This is a genomic window from Bradyrhizobium sp. CCBAU 11361 (genome assembly GCF_028128935.1).
Classification (GTDB): Bacteria; Pseudomonadota; Alphaproteobacteria; order Rhizobiales; family Xanthobacteraceae; genus Bradyrhizobium; species Bradyrhizobium niftali.
This window is the reverse complement of record NZ_LBJZ01000018.1, coordinates 14,279-30,955: the sequence shown is the minus strand read 5'-3', so window position 1 is coordinate 30,955 and position 16,677 is coordinate 14,279. Positions and strand designations below refer to the sequence as shown.

Here is a 16,677-nt window from a genome sequence, read left to right as displayed (position 1 = left end):
GCCGCCCCGCCCGTCTCCGCTTGACCGTTCAGTGCAGCTGCAAGCGTGCAGAAGCGTCAGCCTTCGCGGAGAGCATCTTCATCGCAACCGGCAACGTCACCGCGGCGTCAATCTCGACCAGGTTGCCGGATAGGGGCCGGAATTGGCCGGCTGCTTTACCCTTGAGAGGGGCAAGCATTGCGGCGGCGATAGCTGAGCTCACCTGACACTGAACGAGGGCGCAGCCTTCCTCGATGATGAAGATGAGGTCTGTTTTCGTGCGCGCGAGTGCGCGGCCGATGTCAGTTTCACATGGGGTGACGGCAGAACGGAGAGCAAGCGAAGCGGTCATGATGTTTTGCCTTTCGAGCAAAATGACAGTCCAGGGGCGAAATGACCGACATCAGACGGCCCCGCGCGCCTTTGGGCGTGCGCCTTGGACATCCGCGCGCGGCCCCTGGACAAGATTTGTGATCGCCGCTGACCGGATTGGCTATCGGCTGATGTTTGGGCTTTCGACCCGCGATCAGGATGCGGCATGCGGAAAAATCAGCAATGAAAATTTTGTCTGGAAAAGTCTAATACGTAAAACCAGACGGCTTAGCTGTTGAGGACAATTGTCTTTCTCCCTGAACAGCGCTCCTTGTCGATTTTTCAAACCGCGCAACACCATACAAGAAACTGCTGTGCCGCAGGGGCTTTTGCGACTCGAACATTTGAGCAGCGCCAGCAACTTAGCTAGAATCGGTCGACGCAGAGGAGCGCGCTCTCATGAAAGCGAAAGTCGCAGTCGCGAAGGATCCCGCGGTGATAGCGCTGAACCGCGTCATGACCGCTCGCACCGATGCGGAGTACGACGCGGCGATAGCTGAGCTAGAGACATGTCCCGCACTCACAGCGCAAGGTGTCCGCGCGAAGCGCAACCTCGAGCGATCACGGCAGGCGGCGTTAGAGCAAGGCGACCGATTGACGGCAGAGGGGCGCGTGATGATGCGGCGCCTGGCGGATACGATTGACGAGGGGCTAGCGCTATTGACGCGAACCGGCATGCGGAAGCGGAGGGCCAACCCGATGCCCGCCCCGGGCCCGATACCCACCCCTCGGGGGGAGGCGCCGCCTTGGCGTCCAAAGTCCGCAAAGCCGCTCGGCTAAATTTCAGTTTTTTGAGAAGTTCAGGGAAATTCAGCATCGCTTATTTCGAGAGGTAGTCATGTTCAATCGTGCAGCGAAGCCGATCGTCAAATGGTGCGTGAACTGCCGCTTTTGGACTACAGAACAAGGAATGCCCGCGGCGGCGACTCCGGAATCGTTTGCGCAGTGCCGACGATTTCCTCCCACTCCTTTAGTGAACACCGCCCCCGCAAAGCTGATTTGGGAAGAGCGCAGCGAGGTCCGGCCGTACATCCCTGGCGACACGTGGGCGCCCACAGAATGCTGGCCGTTGACAAAGAATACGCAGTGGTGCGGAGAATGGGCTTCTCCGAACGCTGACGACGCTAAACGTTTTGCTGCGTTCCAAGAATTGCAGCAAGACTAAAAGGAAATCCTCCGTCGCGCGACGCCCGCAAGACGCGCGACTACTTTTCACTTTTCAATAACCGCGTCTGAGTTACACTTCATCCCACGGACGTCTACGCCGCTTCGCCGACGGCACCCACCGCGCAATCCCGCGCTCTTCCTCTCACCCCGTCGGCAACCAATGTCCTCAACGCCCTACGACCGTCAGACGTCCTTTGCGCTATTCAGCGCTGAAAATCCATCGAAGCAGCAGTCCGGCACCGATCTCGACGCCGAGTTCAACGCCGTTAAACTGGCGGTCGACGACACCCAGCAGAATCTGGCCCTCATCCAGGACGACGACGGTGCCCTGAAGCGCGGCTCGGTTGGCCAGGCGCAGTTCGACAGCAGCGTCAGCCTCGGTTTTGCCGCACCGGCACAGTGGGCGAGCGGCGTTCTCTACACCGCCAACGTCAACACCGTCTTCTACAACTCGATTTTCTACATCGCGAACACCACCCACACCTCTGGCGTCAGTTTCGAGCCGGCCAAGTGGGACGAGATCGCAGATTTCACCGCGGCAGCCGCCATTCCGGACGGCTCGATCACTTCGGTGAAGCTGGCCGATGGCGCCGTCGCGGCAAACAAGCTGGCCGACGGTGTCGTTTCGAACACCAAAATCGCCACGGGCGCAGTGACGACGAACAAGTTGGCCGATAACAACGTGACGTTCGTCAAGCTGGCGACCGACATCGGTCCCGCTCTGGCCGATCTGTTGATACCGGCCGGATTGGGCCCGCTTCCGTGGTCACTGCCGGACTTACCGACCGGCTGGGATTGGGCTGACGGCGGTGTCTTGCTGTCCAATACTGTGTACCCGGCGCTCCGGACAGCTTTGATAGCGGCCGGCTTCCCCCACGGCCAAGATGGGTCCGGCAACCCGAAGAAGCCCGACACGCGTGGTTCTGTCGTCGCTGGCACGGACACGATGGGCGCCACCGGCGCGGCCGGGCGCTTGAGTTCGGCGACAATCTCCGGCGGCGCGCTGCTCGGCAAGCGGGGCGGCGAGGAGCGCCACACGCTGATAACGTCAGAGATCCCCTCGCACAGCCATGCCAACTCGCTCAGCGACCCGGGCCACACGCATTCGATTAATCCTGCGGCAGCCCCTTCCGGAAGCACTTATGCGTCGGGTCCATCCACCGGCATCGTTAATGCGGGAAGCGTCAACGCGACGCAATCAGCGACAACCGGGATCACGATCAACAACGCATCTGCCGGCGGCGGCGGCGCGCACAACAACGTGCAGCCGACGCTCGTGTGCGGCATGATTATCAAGGCGCACTGAGGATGCCGCAGCTGGTTGAATTCGAAGGTCAACGTCACGAGTTTCCCGACGACTTCACTCAGGCGGAGATCCAGCGAGCACTGACCTCCCGTCCGCGCGCTCCGCAACTTGCTGACGTGACCGCTTCCGATCGCCGTTTTCCGATGGCCGGAGACCCTCGGTCTGTGCCTGCGCCGCAGCCGATCCATGTGCAAGGGCCTGATGGCGCGATCGTCGAATTTCCCGCCGACACCTCAAATGAGGTGATGACCGAAGCTCTGCAACGGCACTACGGCGGACCGGGGCAATCACCTATTCCTCGACTACCGCCGGGCTACAAACTTGACTCGCCAGCGGGGACGGCGATACCGCCGCTTCCCCCCGGCTATACGCTCGATCGCAACACGCTCGTGCCTGTGGATCACGATCCTTTCGCTCAGCCGGCCGCACCTACACAGCCAAAGCTCGTGCCTGTCGATCATGACCCGTTCGCGGCGTTTCCCGACGCGCCGCCCGCTGCCGCACCATCCGCTCCTGTCACCACGCCCCAAGGCCGTATCTACGTCTCGCCGGCCGACGCCACGCCGAAGCCAAACACCGCTCCGAGCTCACTCCACAGCCTGGCCGTCGGCGCCCAAGGCGTCGGTAAAGGACTCACCGATATCGTGACGGGGCCGTTCGACCTCGTCGCAGGAGCACAGAATCTCGTCGTCGGCGGCGTCAACAGGCTGCTCGGCACGAATATCCCGATGGCCACGCCGGCATCCAAGCTGGTCGAGAAAGCCACCGGGCCGTTCTCCATTCCGGAGAGCGAGATGTCTCCGGGCGAGAAGCTTGGCTACAACGTCAACCGCTTCGGCACCCAGGCACTCGGCACGGGCGCCATGCTCGCCGTTCGAGCTCCGAGCGTCGCCGCCGCGACAACTCGGGCCGACACGGCTGTTGGACGCGTCCTCGATCACCTGTCCCGGCCTTACACCGAGGCGCCGGCGCGGACGCTTGTCGGCGACACGATCGGCGGCATGGGCTCCGGCGTCGCGGTGAATGCAGCGGACGACTACGTTCCCGAGCACGCTGTTGTTGGGGACACGTGGCCTAAGGCGATCGCCAACGCGCTCGCGCCGGTCGTCGGCGCCGTTGGGGCGAACAGCCTCCAGGGCACCGCGGAAGGGGTTGCGGGCCTGATCCGAAGCATCGCGGCGAAGTCTTTTGGCTCCGCCTCAGCGCCGATTCCGCTCAATCCGAACACCAAGGCTCCATACAGTAAGACTGATGTCGACCGCGCGGCCGCGAACATCCAGGCCGCCGCATCGGGGTCACCGCGAGCACTGGCGCAAGATATTCGCGAGAACGCTGCGGCTCTGTCGAGGCCTACCGAGGCAGGCGCCTCGCCATTGCAAAATTCAGCCATGCCGACGTCCGGCCTGTTGTCGAGCGATCCTGGCCTCATTGCCGCAGAACAAGGCGCGCGCCTCAAAGCCGCTCCGGACTTCATCAAGCGCGACCAGAATGTGAAGGCGGCCGCGGCTGACCGCGTCGAAGCCCTGCGAGATCCGGAAGCCGACCTCGGCGCCGTAATGCGCCGCGCCGCGCAGGCGCGTGAGGAGCGAATGGGCGCTGCGGAGAACGACATCCTCCAACGGGAAGACGCCAACCGGGCTGTTGATCAAATCCGGGGAGACCAAGGAGAGCCGCTCGGTGCGCTCGCAAACAGCGAGGTCAAGGCGAATGCCTCGCGCCGCTTAGACGAGGCCCTTGTCGACCGCACCTATATTCCGGCGCGAGCAGAGAAGAACCGATTGTTCGACAACGCGCCCGGTCGTGCCGACGAGTTGCCGGCCGACAATGTTTTTGGCGCGATCGATCAGATCCGCGCACGCGCAAATGGATTGGCCCCAGGCGTTCTGCCGGAAGACTTTATGCGGCGGCTCGACGCGCTTCGGCCGCCGATAGTCGAACACCCTCCCGAAAGCGGCCAAATGGTCAATGTGGGTGGCCCCGGCACGGTAAATGGCGGCGATCTGGCTGATCTGCGTAAGTTCATCGGTCCAGCTATCGAGCGCGCGCAGGCATCTGGCAATTTCGACTTGGCCGACAACCTGCAAGCGCTCCGGCGCGCGGTGAACCGCACAATCGAAGACGCCCCCGCCTATGCGGACGCCAACGCCAACTACCGACGCTTCGCGGATCGCTTCCGGCCCGAGCGGGACGACGAGATGGCTCGATTGACCCGCGAGCTCGATCGCGGCGGCCAGGACGCCGACGGCCAGCTCAACCGTGCGGGGACGCCTCCAAGTGCTACCGCGGACCGCTTCCTGGCCTCACCGGAGAATGCGACCAGCTTGACGCGGGCGCTTGACGGGTCACCCGCTGCGCCGGACGCTCACGCGGCGCTTCGCGACTATCTCCGTGCAGACTTCGCCAAATCTGCCCTCAACAACGACGGGACAGTCAACTCGATCCGGGCGAATGCATGGGCACGAAACAATGCGGACGTATTGGCGCAATTTCCCGCGGTGCGCGGTGAGTTCGATGACATCACCGCGGCCGCGCGTCGTGGAGAGCAGATGTCGACGCAAGCGCGTGCGGACCTCGAGACGGCGCGAGCGGCTCACAAGGCGACTGAAGCTGAAATTGATCGATCGGCAGTCGGCACCTTACTTCGCGAGGATCCCCGGGACGTCGCGAAGAAGCTCCTCGGCAGCAAATATAGCGCTGACGCAAAACTCGACGAGATCAACGCGCTCATTAGGAACGATCCGCAAGCAATGCGGGGCTGGAAGGCGGCCGTTTCCGAGGTTCTCGCCGACAAGGTCCAGGGCACCCGGCAAGTAGGCGAGACCCTTGAGGTACAGTTTGCTCGGCTGGCGCGGGAGTTCAAAGACAACGAAGCACTGCTAGCGAAGACGTTCTCTCCGGAGGAGATGAACAACCTTCGCCAAGCGCACAAGATCTTGTCCTACTTCAAGGAAGCCGAGAAGCGCGCAACCGTTGGCAGCGATACAGCCGAGAAGATCGGAATCCCGGGGATTCTCCAACTCGGCGCGCGTCATATTTGGGGTGATCTCAAAGGCGGAGGCATCATCAAGCGGTTCAAGCTGATGCTCGAGATGCTTCCGAACAATAAAGAGAGCGCCGACCAGATCGTGGAGGCCGCATGGTTCAATCCCGACGTTGCGGCGTATCTCCTCGAGCGGCCGCTGAAGAACCAGAACACCACCTTCAACAGTGTCCCACTGCGCCGGCTCATTGCAGCTGCAAATGCCTCGCGCGAGAGCGGGAACGAGTGAGATGCCCAATCTTTTGGAGAACCTGGAATGACCGCCTTGGTGGCTTGCGATTTGAACGACCAGCAACGTGAGCTCGTTCGCCTGATTGTCGTCGAAGGGAAGCCGCCGGAGGACGCGGCGAAGCTCTCCGGCTATCATCCAAAATCGGTCTACAGGACCTTGCGGCTCCCCGCCGTCGCGGCTGCGATCTCGGAATCGATCCAGCTTGATCTTGCGGCGGTCGGGGCACCACTTGCTTACCGGGTGGCCAAGTCGCTTCTCCAGGACGAAAGCATCTCGGCGCGCGTCCGCGCCGACCTGTCGATGAAGGTTCTGGACCGGGCCGGCCACATCGCCCCCACAAGGAAGGACCTGGCCCCTCGGCAGAAGGCGCTTTCCGAGATGTCCCGCGACGAGCTCGCGGCCTTCATCGAGCAGAACCAGGCCGAGATCGACAAGGTTGAGGGGGAGCTGGCTGCTCGGGCGACGGACGTGTCGCCGGTGAATACCGAGCCGGCGTTCTTGGGTTGATGCAGTCAACGGGGCAGTCTGCGACCACCCCTTCACAGTAATCTTGGTGCCCAAACGCCATCACCTCGGAGGAGGCGGCTCCCCATCGGTTCCATGCATAAATGACGCTTGCGCGTGCATATTTACATGGTAATCTGCATAAAATGACATATCTCTCGATTCGGTGGTCTTGTGGAGCATTTTTCAGTCGTCCAGACGCTATGCCGTATCGGCCTCGAAGGAGCCGATCCACGTTTCCGTAAGCAGGTTGAGCGCTTGCGTGACCGCTTGCGCGGCGGAGATGACGAAAAGTCTGCGTCGGCGCTCGACCGTCTCTTAAGCGGCGCGCAGAGCGAGCACACACTGACCCCGAGCGCAGTCGAAGTCTCCCGGCTTCTCGTTACCGGTGACGAATTGACCAGTAACGTCCATCCGCCTGCTGACCGAGAGACAAGCGTTCCCTTAGCCGAAATTATTCTTCAGCCGGGTATGGGCAAGCCGTCGCCTATCTATAGCGAGACACTATCGTTGGCCTTGGGGGCGATGCTTGGCGAGTGGCAGCGCGTTGACGCTCTTCGGGCGATGGGCGTTGAGCCTTCTCGATCTTGCCTGATTTACGGACCGCCAGGCACCGGCAAGACGCTAACCGCCTTCTGGCTTGCGGCGCAGTTAGGTCTCCCGGTCGTCAACGCTCGAATCGATGGCTTGGTGAGCTCTTTCCTCGGCACCACAGCACGAAACATTGCGAATTTGTTCGCCTTCGCAAATCGCTACCGCTGTATGCTAGTCTTGGACGAGTTCGACGCCGTTGCGAAGATGCGCGATGATCCGCATGAGGTCGGCGAAATAAAGCGCGTCGTCAACACACTCTTGCAGAATCTCGACGCCCGCGCGGGCACCGGGCTTACGGTAGCCATCACCAACCACGACGCTCTGCTAGATACCGCTGTGTGGCGCAGGTTTGAAAACCATATCCGCATCGACATGCCCGATGAGCGCACACGGGTGGTTATGCTGTCGACATTCCTTAACCCTCTTCCTGTCGAGGAGGATGTTGTGCGAACGCTGGCTTTCGTCGTCGGTAAGCGTTCGGGCTCCTTTTTGAAGAACTTCGCTGACGCTCTGAAACGAGTCTTGGCAATCGGTGGCGTTCAAGTTTCGGCGGCATCAATTTTGCAGGCCGCGCGCGCGATCGTGCCTCGCATGGCCATCGCTGGAGCAGAGACTTCGCCGGCCGCACTGTTTGTCGAAGACGAAGCCAAATTTGTTGGCGCATTGTTGGCGTCCGGTTTGGGCATTCGCCAGGCCAGTATCGCAAAAATGCTGAATTTGAGCCAAAGCACAATTTCACGTTACGCGCAGGATTACGCCGCTTAGCACCAAGAGGATCGGGGGGACCCAATGCCCAACAATCCCGTTCAGATCGTATTAAACGACGAGGCATTCCTTCGAGCGCCAGATCCAAAGCAGGGCGGCGTGGATAAGGATTTCTTCGAAGGCCGCGATGCGGAGTTTGTAAGGCATCGCGAGCGATTGCTTGCGACGATCCAGACGATCGAACGAGATGTTCAGCGCTGGCCATATGGACCCTTGTGCTATCTGCGTGTGCGCATGAGGATTGAGGCCATCGCAAAGTCTTACCGACCAAATAGGGCGATTTTTTTGGTGGATCAGTTCCCGTGCGTCGGCGCCGGCGCGCCGGGGGAGCTTTACTTTCGAGCGCCCCTAATCCATTTCGCGCGATTGCAGCGCCACGTTGCTGCGGCGGAAGACCGTGGTGAGCGGCGAGTCTCGAAGACGACGGGCAAGCCCTATCATTTCGTCACCCGCAATCGTTGTGAAGTGGGCGCGATCGAGACGATAGAACTAGCCCCTTCGAACATGAAGCGTTCCTTTGCCGCCGATGTGGCCGTCGCTGCCCTCTCAGATTCACGTGCAGCCAGCGGTTACATTATCGAACTCTTCGAGGGGCAGCCCCTGATCAGCACGGGCGATCACGACGCTCTTGGCTTTCAACGGTCTGTCGCGACGTTGCAGTCGGTCTTCCGAGAAGGAGGCGCGGGTCTATTCGCGACGCTTCTTCCGAGCCCTGGCGGGACGCCGGCGATTGAGATGTTGCTCACGCGAGCACATGAGCCGGCACGAATTGAAGACCGCCGGATCGTGCGAAGCGCGGAAGAGCGGATCGTCACGCCGGCCGTACTCGATCTGGATGTAGAACGCCACGACGCAATCCTGCGACGCCTTGCGGAGCACCCGCTGGTGCGGCAGATCAGATTTCCTATCCTTATCGAGCCGACAGAAAGCCAGGGAAGTGATGCAACGCTTCCTTTCCCGACCATCTCACGGCTTCCAGAGGGGCGCTATCCAAAGATTGGTATCATAGATACCGGAGTCGACGGTCCTTTGAAGACGTGGGTCTTAGATCGCCACGATTTTCTCGACGAGACAGACTGCGACCCCACTCACGGCACGCTCGTGGCTGGAGTTTTGATCGGTGCGCGTGCGGCCAATTCGCCACAGCTGGCCGCAGAGGAAGATGGCTGTGATATCGTCGACGTAGCCTTGATGCCTCGGGCTCCTTTCGGCGCGGTCTACGGTCAGCGGGGGTTCGAAGCGTTCCTTGAGGAACTCGAGGCGGCGATCACTGAAGCAAAGGAGAGGCACGGCGTCCGTGTTTTCAACATGTCTCTCAATGTCGTGAGCGCCGTCCAGGCAGACAGCTATAGCCTCTACGCGGCTCGACTCGACGACATGCAAGATCGTCTAGGTGTCTTGATCGTTAATTCGGCGGGCAACCTTAGCTCAACCGAAATGAGGGCGCCGTGGCCGAGCAAACCGGCCCAGGTTCTCGCCGCACTCGCGGCGCGGACAGCGTCAGACACGATTTATATGCCTTCCGAGAGCGTGCGAACTGTTGCAGTCGGCGCCCTAAATCCTCCCGGATCCGATCACATCGTGGATGCGCCAGCAACTTACACAAGGCGCGGCCCGGGTCTTCGCGTTGGAGTGAAGCCGGATGTCGCTCATTTCGGCGGCACAGGTAAACCAGGCGTCACTCACCTCGTCTCTTGCAGTCCGACAGGAGAACAGCAGCATACGTGCGGAACTAGTTTCGCGGCGCCCCTAGTCGCAAAAACACTCGCGTCGCTCGATATGGCGACAGGTGAACGGTTAGCACCTCGTACATTGCGTGCTTTCCTGATTCATAATTCAGCGGTTCCTCAGCCACTGTCATCGCCACGACTTCGCGATGTCGCACGACAATTTGTCGGTTTCGGTCGGCCGACCTCGGCAGCCACCATGCTTGAAACTGAAGATCACGCAATCACCATGGTGTTCGAAAGCCAGCTCACCGCGGGAGAACGCAAGCCCGCGATTCTGCGCTTCGATTTTCAGTGGCCTGCCTCCCTCGTAGACCCCTTGACGCGGGCTTGCCGGGGCATCGTAAGCATGACGCTTGTCTACGACGCACCAATTGACCAGGCGTTCGGAACTGAATTTGTTCGTGTAAACCTCAGCGCCCACCTCCGTCAACGCCAGTCACAAAATCGGAAAGACGGAAAGCCCAGTTTCCACGACCAGGTTGCTCAAGCGTTTCTGCCTCGAACTGGGAAACTCACTATTCCGGAACGAAGCCTCATAGACCATGGACTTAAGTGGTGGCCGACGAAGCGATATGCGGCTGACTTTACTGCTGGAGTGGGCGAATCCGCCGAATGGCGGCTCGAAGTTGAAAGCGTTGTACGTGCAGAAGCGGTTTTCCCCGCCGAAGGCATCCCCTTTTCATTGATTATCACCATCGAAGATGAAAACCGCAGTGCCCCAATTTTCCAAACGTTCCGTCAGTCACTGCTAGCTCGGCGCGTGGACATGCAGGACGTGCGCACGGCGATCCGTGTTCGGGCTGGTCGCTCCTGAAGCCACCCGGTCCGCTGACCTCCCGGCACTCTAGCTTGCGTCGCGAGCTCGGGCGGCAGGCAGTGCCGGCTTTGGCGGCCGGTTCTTCGGATCTTTCCTATTGAAGTGCCCGCGGGTCGGTAGCGGGATCGATTGACGCTTGCACAGCTGCCTGAGTGCGAACTCCGAAATGCCGAGCTCGGCGCCGGCTCGGACCATCGTTTTGCTCCACACTAGATCGCGCAGCTCGGCACGGCCAATCTTGATCCACCTGTGCCGCACCCGCACCTCAATGCGCTTGCTCTTGCGTGGCCGCTTGATGCCGTGCTTTCGCTCGAAGGCCTTCGTCGCTTCGGCCTCGAGGCTTGCCCGGCGGCGCGCCAAGCGGGCGGGATCCGGATAAGGTCCAGGTGCGCACGCCTTCTTGAGTTTGTAGAACCGCTTGGCCCAAGACCGCTGCTCTTCGTCGTCGAATGGATAGAAGGCGGCATCCGGGGGCGACCATTCGCTATGTGCGGGAAGGAAACTTGGCCTTTTCAAATCGAAGTCCCACCAGATCGCGCAGCCCATGCGCTGGTGATGATATTCTGTCGCTAGAGCGTCGATCGTCGCCGCACAGTACATTGGGTCGCGACCTCTGCGCGCGACCGGCGCGACGATGCCGAGATTGAGGAGGTCGAAGAGCTCGGATGCTCTCAGCTTCAGGCGCCTGAGCACCTGGTACTCTTCGTACAGTGGCGGATCTGACATGGACGCTTCCTCGTTGAGGGAGAAAAACGGCCACGGGCAAATGCTGTCTGTCAAACGTCCGGTTTGTGAGTCTTTCGGGCAGAAAGACCTCTTTTGCTTCAAAGCGGCGAGCATGTTGTCGGGTTTGTCTGGCCGTCGTCTTGCGACGAATCAGACCCGGACGCCCGTAAAGGCTGTTGCCCGTACACCCACGAGGCGCTGTGGCTCAATGAGGTCCCCAGGCCCAAGGGATTGATAATTTGACTCCGGCCAGCGCTGCGCTTCGATGGCGGCATGCCTCGCCCTGCCCGACGCCCCACGCCCGCGCGTGTTGACGGCCGCGCCGTCAAGATCACCTTCGGCGAGATGCGCGAAATGGGCCTGCGTGGCGTCCCGGTCTACTGCCATTGCGGCCATCACATTGCTCTGAGCGCCGATCGCTGGCCGGACTATGTTCGATTATCCGACGTCGAGCCGCGCTTTGTCTGCCAGGGCTGTGGATCTCGCGGTGCCGACGTTCGGCCGGACTTCGAGCGAGGCAACCCGCGGTTTGCAATCATGGGGTACCGAAACACGCAATGATAAAAGGCTGGGGGCGGCCTTTCGAGGAGCCGATCGAGGTCGACGGTCGCAGCCTAGCCACGCTGCGCGAGGCCGGCGAGTACATCGCTGGGCTGCCGAAGAAGGAGCATGACGCGCCCGAGTGGCGCGCGGCGATGGAAGCCTTGCTCCTCGTGGTCGAGCGCGGCGGCCCGACCATGTTCGCCCGTATCGGTGTCATGCGGGCATTGAACCGCCACCACGTCCCGGAGTTCAACCCCAAGGGCAAAGAGCCGCATTGGGGCCGGCGCAAGCTGAAGAGGGATCAATGACCGTCTTCGTCTACGTGAACACCGTCAAGCAGGTCGGCGACGTCGATCACATCAAGGTCTTCGCAACGGTCGACGCCGCCGAACGATGGCTAGAGGAGAACGACCCGGAAGGCGTCGCCTTCGAATACGATGTGATCGCGTGAGTGGAGCGGATAATCAGCGCCACATCGTTGGTGGGTTCAGGGCCTTGCGACCCGCCGCCTTCAAGGCGTCGGCTGAGAGCTGTCCATGTGCCACGGCATCGAGCAGCTTCGAGGCAACGTACGCTCTGGCGCCCGTCTCGCTTACAGGAATATTTTCGCAAACTTCCTCGAGCACTGCCCTGAGCAGCGCAGTCGTTCCAGCATTTAACACGCCGAACTCCCGAAATTGAGAGGATGCTGAACGCTGCACAAGCGGAATATATTCGCTTGGCAGCGCTCGCCACGTATTCCGGTCTGGGCTCTGAAATCCCAACGCCTGCAAATTGGCACCTGTCTGCCAAAGTAATGTGACAGCTCCGAGCTACTAGGAATCGATAATTTTCGGGCAAACTTTACGTCGGCGCTTGACCGAGCGCTTTCTTAGTTCTTCAGCGCCCTTCCGAAGCTTTGGCCGCCGTCAGAGCAGGACAATTGTCGGTAGGGATAAGATCCCGAGACGGTACAAGCGACGGTCACGTTGCCGGATGAAAAAGTGAATATAGCAGTGTGCTGCTTGGGCGGCTTGGTCATAAAGCATTGAATCTGGCTGTTATTGCGCTGTTTTAGCTGCGAATTGGCCTTCACGTAGTTTAAAAATCCGGGACAATCGTTGGCGAAAGCGCTCGCCGGAAAAATCATGAAAATTGAAAGAATGAGCTTCATTAACATCTCCTCTTGTGTCGATCGCGACGTCACAGGTCTAGGGAAGCATGAAAAAGCCGCCAAACGCTCGCAGGTTGTGAAGCAGTTCACAAATGCATGAAAAAAGCCCGCCAGCATGAACCGGCGGGCCTTGTTCTTAGCGGCAGTCAATCGGCTTCAAGACCGATGCAGCTGCACCACGAGCCACGGCGATGGTTTTGAGCATCTTCTGGCGCCCGTTAAGAAATCCATCCCCTTTCGGGCGCGCCTTTTCTCTATGCGGGTGGACGTTTCAGCAGGTCTACATAGCGGACATGTAAGGTGATCGGGCCCTTCGAGCCGTCCAAAAGAACCCTAACCTGGTTTGCTGTCGCGCCCGGCCCCAGAACAAAACCCTTCTTCCCACCGAGCCGAGGGCCCGCCGTGGCGGCAACGACAATTCGGCGGCCGCCCACCAGTCCTTCTTTGACGACCGCAGGATCATCCCACCTCGATAGATTGCGATTTGTGCTGCGCGGCATGGCCTCTTTCATACCGCGGCGTTCTTGGACTTGGCCGATGAAAACACTGTGAACCCGCTGGATCGAATGCTGGGTGCTTCACCCGATTCGTAAATTCTCCGCCGACTCTTTGCCGCGATTTGTAACAACGTCGAAGCTAACCTTAGCTCCCTCTGCGAGCGAGGTGTAACCAGCCTTCTCAACTGCCGAGATATGAACAAAGACGTCTTTGCCGCCCGAATCCGGTTGAATGAACCCGTATCCCTTCGTCGAGTTGAACCACTTTACTGTCCCCATAGCCACTTGACTTCTCCCTTTGAGACCATGCTGAGCGTCCGCTAAAAACGGTCCCGGCACCCCTACATGCCGGGACCGTTGGAGGCGACTTGGCGGTAATGGGATCGCCAAGCATCCCGAGCCTAGAAAGATTCGGCAATCGGCTCTGTTCGCTTTTGAACATTGGCTATAAGTTCCATTGGCGGGAACGGTACCTGCAATGAAGAAGCCGCCAACTGAGGCGGCCTTACTGCATGGAAAAAACGCCGCCCGCTTAATTATGTGTCGCGGGCAGCGGCTTCCCAGCCCCGGGTGGATTTGCAAAACCCCGATCTGGCACGAATTGCATATCCGCATCGTGGGGTCTGAGCAAAATTGCTCACTTTCCAAAGACCCCGCGCCAACTGAGGCGGCCTCTACTCGCTGGGGAATTATATCGGTGCACGCAGACCGGGCGAAGCCAGCCACTCATTAATGTGAGCGGCAATATTCATCTGGCGGGCCTTACGAAAAGCTTGTTCGCGCAGCCATCCTGGCGGGAGCAATTTGTGCTCGCGCAATCTCATTGCTTCCTGATCAAGGCGCTCTTCGAGACTTGAGGTTTCTTTGAAACGACGACGCTGCATGGCGCTGCTCCATAATGGAGTAGGCGGGAGCGCGTGATGGCGTTCTCATCACCGATAAAAGCCATGGGCCGCGCGGTGATAGGGCTAGTCTGGCATATCTGGGGTGTTCCGTTTATGGATACACGCAAAGATGACGCAGAACAAAACAGGCCCGCCAGCGTGAGCCAAGGAGGCCGCAAACTGGGCGGCCCTATCCCGGGAGTTTGTAGACCTCGCCGGGTTTGAGTTTGACCTCTCGAAACAGCCGTCGCTGCCTTTCCGTCAGATTGATGGGTAGCAATTGCGCTGTCCAGCCTTCCGGAACTGCGGAGAGTACCAAGGTCAACGCCTGATCCGGCTTAGCTAACGCGAGCCATGTTTGCTTCTTCGGTACCTCGTCGTCCGAAGTGACTTCAACGATTGTAAATTCGTTGCCAAAAGACTCTGCCATGGCCTTTTAATGCCATATGAGATAGGTGGTTTCACCCACACGTTTCCGGATTGCAACGAACCCAGCCGGTTAAGATCCCAGTTCCGTAGAACTGCATAAAGGCGCCGGTCTGGAAGATGGTCGTCGGGTCGATCGTGCCGCCTCCACCACCGCCGCCAGACGATGGGCCGACAACCAACAAGTTGTCGCCAATGAAGATCTGAGTGCCGTTCTTGTCGGTCAGACGAAGCTTGATAAGCCCGTCTGATACGAACCATTGGGGCAAGCGAGCACCTGCATCGCATGTCAACGGATTCGGCAGTAGCTGGGCAGGCCCGAGTCCGAATAGGCGTTTTGCGGCGTCGCGACAGTGCCGGCTTGGATCACGAACAGCCGACATCCGGGAGCCGCCTTACCCGTTAGGTCGAATTGCGGAGTGAGATTAAAGCCGGGAACGGTGCCGGCGGCCAGCGCGTTCGAAGCCAGCAGCCCGAGGACGCCGATCAAGCCAACAAAACGCATCGCCGCGCGCTTCAGCGGATCGGCCATCACGCTGCTCCCGGCACTTCTGCACGTCAACGCCATCGGCATCGAGGCGTCCAATGACGGACTGGCGCACGTATTCAGATTTGGATTGGCACTTTCGTCTAGCTGCGGCGTCGATCGCTTCCGACAGACCGACCGGCACCCGGAATTGCACCAACTGCTGAAATTTGACGGCGTCGTCCATTTCTCGTCCTCATGCAATCTGCATGAGGGTATCAGTACGAGGGATGAATCAGCGGCGCCATTTCAAGGCTGCGGGTATTGAGCGCTTAGCGGAAGCTGCGCGCAGCCTCAACCAAGTCGATCGAGAGGGCTGGTCGAAGCTTGCCGGGAGTGGAGCGGAAAAGGCCCCAGCCGGGGGGCGTCCCGCTAGGGCCGTCAGTTTTCCGGCACAACCATTTGGATAGAAGTGCCAGCCGCCTCAAGATTGAACATCGGCAGTGCGGGCACGGTATGGCGACAGTTTGCGGAAAGATAATCTAGGTTGTGGCACTCAGGGCGATTGTGTGATCGCCGCCACTCAGCAGCCGCACATAGGTCCCGCTCTCGTGCAGATCGAGCCAGCCTTTCTCGACCGCATATCGGATGCCGGCGCCAAATTCCGCGCCCGTGCCCTTGTAGCCGTTCTTCGAGAGGAACGGCGCGTTGATCTTCTCGATGTGGATACGCCCGTTGACAGGCTCGACGCCGGCGGCGAGCTCGAGCTGCATGAGAGCGGCACCTTTCTGAAGCTGCTTCCGCACGGCGAACATCTGCTCAAACGGCATAGTCCGCCGCGTTCGCGACGGCGAATCGCACTGCCTGCCGGCCGCAAGCTTGGGGCGCCGCTCAATCCCGGCGGCTACATCGCCGCACTGCCGGCAGCAACTCAGCGCCGACCGGAGTGGCAGGCCGCACCGGAGGCGCTGCCATCGCGTGGGAAATTTACGGGTTGACATTCCTAGGAACCACGCGAGCGCGCGGCATTTGAATCTCGCCGGCTCGCTGTCCGAGCTGGCGGAGCGGCCCCGGCCTACCCCCGGAAGCCCCCTGAAGCCGGGGTCGTCTCTCCGCTGTATTGGAGTTTGCGTATGCGTTCCTCGCCCTCGATCGTGCCGGCCGACCGCCTCGACCGCGACATCTATCTGGTCCTCGAGGACTTCGGCGTCCGCGCCAGCTGCGCCTGGCGCGAGACCGACGAAGCCGATACCGACCTCGAGACTATCCTCAGGCATCTCCTGTCCGGCCAGTACGCCTATCCGGTCCGGATTGTGTGCTTCAATCCGGGCGAAGGCTGGTCACGGGACGCCACCCCCGATGTCGCTGACGCGCTGGCGCAGCGGGCAACTGATATCGACGTCGACATCCCGCCAGCGCTGCAGGACTTTATCGCCGCCAACGCTACCTCCCGCTTCTAGAATGCACCGAACCGAA

The 16,677-nt window shown here is 60.3% G+C and carries 18 protein-coding genes; 9 read left to right on the top strand and 9 right to left on the bottom strand.

The annotated features are described in order from the left end of the window. Positions 1–28 precede the first annotated feature (28 nt). Positions 29–331: a hypothetical protein gene (locus tag XI08_RS06140; protein WP_271573764.1), complete on the bottom strand. Its 303-nt coding sequence runs from the start codon at positions 329–331 to the stop codon at positions 29–31. Between the two features lie 1,347 nt (positions 332–1,678). Here XI08_RS06140 and XI08_RS06135 point away from each other — a divergent pair. From XI08_RS06135 to XI08_RS06115, 5 genes are all read left to right on the top strand, one after another. Next, the gene (locus XI08_RS06135) at positions 1,679–2,824 is read left to right on the top strand and encodes a phage tail protein (protein ID WP_271573763.1); all 1,146 of its coding nucleotides are present in this window, start codon (positions 1,679–1,681) and stop codon (positions 2,822–2,824) included. 2 nt (positions 2,825–2,826) lie between these two features. Beyond that, a complete protein-coding gene (locus tag XI08_RS06130; protein WP_271573762.1) occupies positions 2,827–6,093 on the top strand; it encodes a hypothetical protein in 3,267 nt (1,088 codons plus the stop codon). A 27-nt stretch (positions 6,094–6,120) separates the two neighbouring features. Beyond that, on the top strand, positions 6,121–6,603 hold the full coding sequence (locus tag XI08_RS06125) for a hypothetical protein (protein WP_271573761.1): 483 nt from the start codon (positions 6,121–6,123) through the stop codon (positions 6,601–6,603). A gap of 171 nt (positions 6,604–6,774) precedes the next feature. After that, positions 6,775–7,959 (top strand): AAA family ATPase, encoded by a 1,185-nt coding sequence (locus tag XI08_RS06120; RefSeq protein WP_271573760.1) that lies wholly within the window; start codon positions 6,775–6,777, stop codon positions 7,957–7,959. Positions 7,960–7,983: 24 nt separating this feature from the next. Beyond that, positions 7,984–10,503 (top strand): S8 family peptidase, encoded by a 2,520-nt coding sequence (locus tag XI08_RS06115; RefSeq protein ID WP_271573759.1) that lies wholly within the window; start codon positions 7,984–7,986, stop codon positions 10,501–10,503. Positions 10,504–10,533: 30 nt separating this feature from the next. On the opposite strand, the gene XI08_RS06110 is transcribed toward XI08_RS06115, so the two are convergent. Continuing rightward, positions 10,534–11,346: a hypothetical protein gene (locus XI08_RS06110; protein WP_271573758.1), complete on the bottom strand. Its 813-nt coding sequence runs from the start codon at positions 11,344–11,346 to the stop codon at positions 10,534–10,536. 159 nt (positions 11,347–11,505) lie between these two features. Here XI08_RS06110 and XI08_RS06105 point away from each other — a divergent pair, with 159 nt between their 5' ends. Genes XI08_RS06105 through XI08_RS06095 form a run of 3 tightly spaced genes read left to right on the top strand, consistent with a single transcriptional unit; the run spans position 11,506 to position 12,226 of the window. Beyond that, a complete protein-coding gene (locus XI08_RS06105) occupies positions 11,506–11,793 on the top strand; it encodes a hypothetical protein (RefSeq protein ID WP_271573757.1) in 288 nt (95 codons plus the stop codon). Continuing rightward, entirely contained in the window at positions 11,790–12,083 is a 294-nt protein-coding gene (locus tag XI08_RS06100; protein ID WP_271573756.1) for a hypothetical protein, read from the top strand. Before XI08_RS06105 ends, XI08_RS06100 begins: the two co-directional genes overlap by 4 nt. Next, complete coding sequence (locus XI08_RS06095) at positions 12,080–12,226, top strand: hypothetical protein (RefSeq protein ID WP_271573755.1); 147 nt, start codon at positions 12,080–12,082, stop codon at positions 12,224–12,226. Before XI08_RS06100 ends, XI08_RS06095 begins: the two co-directional genes overlap by 4 nt. A gap of 420 nt (positions 12,227–12,646) precedes the next feature. Here XI08_RS06095 and XI08_RS06085 read toward each other — a convergent pair whose 3' ends face one another. The 7 genes from XI08_RS06085 to XI08_RS06055 form a co-directional block, all read right to left on the bottom strand. Further along, on the bottom strand, positions 12,647–12,928 hold the full coding sequence (locus XI08_RS06085) for a hypothetical protein (protein ID WP_271573754.1): 282 nt from the start codon (positions 12,926–12,928) through the stop codon (positions 12,647–12,649). A 578-nt stretch (positions 12,929–13,506) separates the two neighbouring features. After that, positions 13,507–13,710 carry a cold-shock protein gene (locus tag XI08_RS06080; RefSeq protein WP_271573753.1) on the bottom strand — a complete coding sequence of 68 codons (204 nt, stop codon included), beginning with the start codon at positions 13,708–13,710 and terminating at the stop codon, positions 13,507–13,509. A gap of 404 nt (positions 13,711–14,114) precedes the next feature. Continuing rightward, on the bottom strand, positions 14,115–14,309 hold the full coding sequence (locus XI08_RS06075; protein ID WP_271573752.1) for a hypothetical protein: 195 nt from the start codon (positions 14,307–14,309) through the stop codon (positions 14,115–14,117). Positions 14,310–14,499: 190 nt separating this feature from the next. Continuing rightward, positions 14,500–14,739 (bottom strand): hypothetical protein, encoded by a 240-nt coding sequence (locus tag XI08_RS06070; protein WP_271573751.1) that lies wholly within the window; start codon positions 14,737–14,739, stop codon positions 14,500–14,502. A gap of 31 nt (positions 14,740–14,770) precedes the next feature. After that, positions 14,771–15,004 (bottom strand): hypothetical protein, encoded by a 234-nt coding sequence (locus XI08_RS06065; RefSeq protein WP_271573750.1) that lies wholly within the window; start codon positions 15,002–15,004, stop codon positions 14,771–14,773. Positions 15,005–15,024: 20 nt separating this feature from the next. Beyond that, positions 15,025–15,267, bottom strand: coding sequence for a hypothetical protein (locus XI08_RS06060; RefSeq protein ID WP_271573749.1), 243 nt, complete (start codon positions 15,265–15,267; stop codon positions 15,025–15,027). 476 nt (positions 15,268–15,743) lie between these two features. Continuing rightward, complete coding sequence (locus XI08_RS06055; RefSeq protein ID WP_442869771.1) at positions 15,744–16,031, bottom strand: hypothetical protein; 288 nt, start codon at positions 16,029–16,031, stop codon at positions 15,744–15,746. A gap of 303 nt (positions 16,032–16,334) precedes the next feature. Here XI08_RS06055 and XI08_RS06050 point away from each other — a divergent pair, with 303 nt between their 5' ends. Then, positions 16,335–16,661, top strand: coding sequence for a hypothetical protein (locus XI08_RS06050; RefSeq protein ID WP_271573748.1), 327 nt, complete (start codon positions 16,335–16,337; stop codon positions 16,659–16,661). Positions 16,662–16,677: the final 16 nt, after the last annotated feature.

Bases quoted from the DNA above. Each gene is read 5' to 3' on its own strand.
- XI08_RS06140 (WP_271573764.1), bottom strand. From the start codon at position 331: ATGACCGCTTCGCTTGCTCTCCGTTCTGCCGTCACCCCATGTGAAACT.
- XI08_RS06135 (WP_271573763.1), top strand. From the start codon at position 1,679: ATGTCCTCAACGCCCTACGACCGTCAGACGTCCTTTGCGCTATTCAGC.
- XI08_RS06130 (WP_271573762.1), top strand. From the start codon at position 2,827: ATGCCGCAGCTGGTTGAATTCGAAGGTCAACGTCACGAGTTTCCCGAC.
- XI08_RS06125 (WP_271573761.1), top strand. From the start codon at position 6,121: ATGACCGCCTTGGTGGCTTGCGATTTGAACGACCAGCAACGTGAGCTC.
- XI08_RS06115 (WP_271573759.1), top strand. From the start codon at position 7,984: ATGCCCAACAATCCCGTTCAGATCGTATTAAACGACGAGGCATTCCTT.
- XI08_RS06110 (WP_271573758.1), bottom strand. From the start codon at position 11,346: ATGCTCGCCGCTTTGAAGCAAAAGAGGTCTTTCTGCCCGAAAGACTCA.
- XI08_RS06105 (WP_271573757.1), top strand. From the start codon at position 11,506: ATGCCTCGCCCTGCCCGACGCCCCACGCCCGCGCGTGTTGACGGCCGC.
- XI08_RS06100 (WP_271573756.1), top strand. From the start codon at position 11,790: ATGATAAAAGGCTGGGGGCGGCCTTTCGAGGAGCCGATCGAGGTCGAC.
- XI08_RS06095 (WP_271573755.1), top strand. From the start codon at position 12,080: ATGACCGTCTTCGTCTACGTGAACACCGTCAAGCAGGTCGGCGACGTC.
- XI08_RS06085 (WP_271573754.1), bottom strand. From the start codon at position 12,928: ATGAAGCTCATTCTTTCAATTTTCATGATTTTTCCGGCGAGCGCTTTC.
- XI08_RS06075 (WP_271573752.1), bottom strand. From the start codon at position 14,309: ATGCAGCGTCGTCGTTTCAAAGAAACCTCAAGTCTCGAAGAGCGCCTT.
- XI08_RS06070 (WP_271573751.1), bottom strand. From the start codon at position 14,739: ATGGCAGAGTCTTTTGGCAACGAATTTACAATCGTTGAAGTCACTTCG.
- XI08_RS06060 (WP_271573749.1), bottom strand. From the start codon at position 15,267: ATGGCCGATCCGCTGAAGCGCGCGGCGATGCGTTTTGTTGGCTTGATC.
- XI08_RS06055 (WP_442869771.1), bottom strand. From the start codon at position 16,031: ATGCCGTTTGAGCAGATGTTCGCCGTGCGGAAGCAGCTTCAGAAAGGT.
- XI08_RS06050 (WP_271573748.1), top strand. From the start codon at position 16,335: ATGCGTTCCTCGCCCTCGATCGTGCCGGCCGACCGCCTCGACCGCGAC.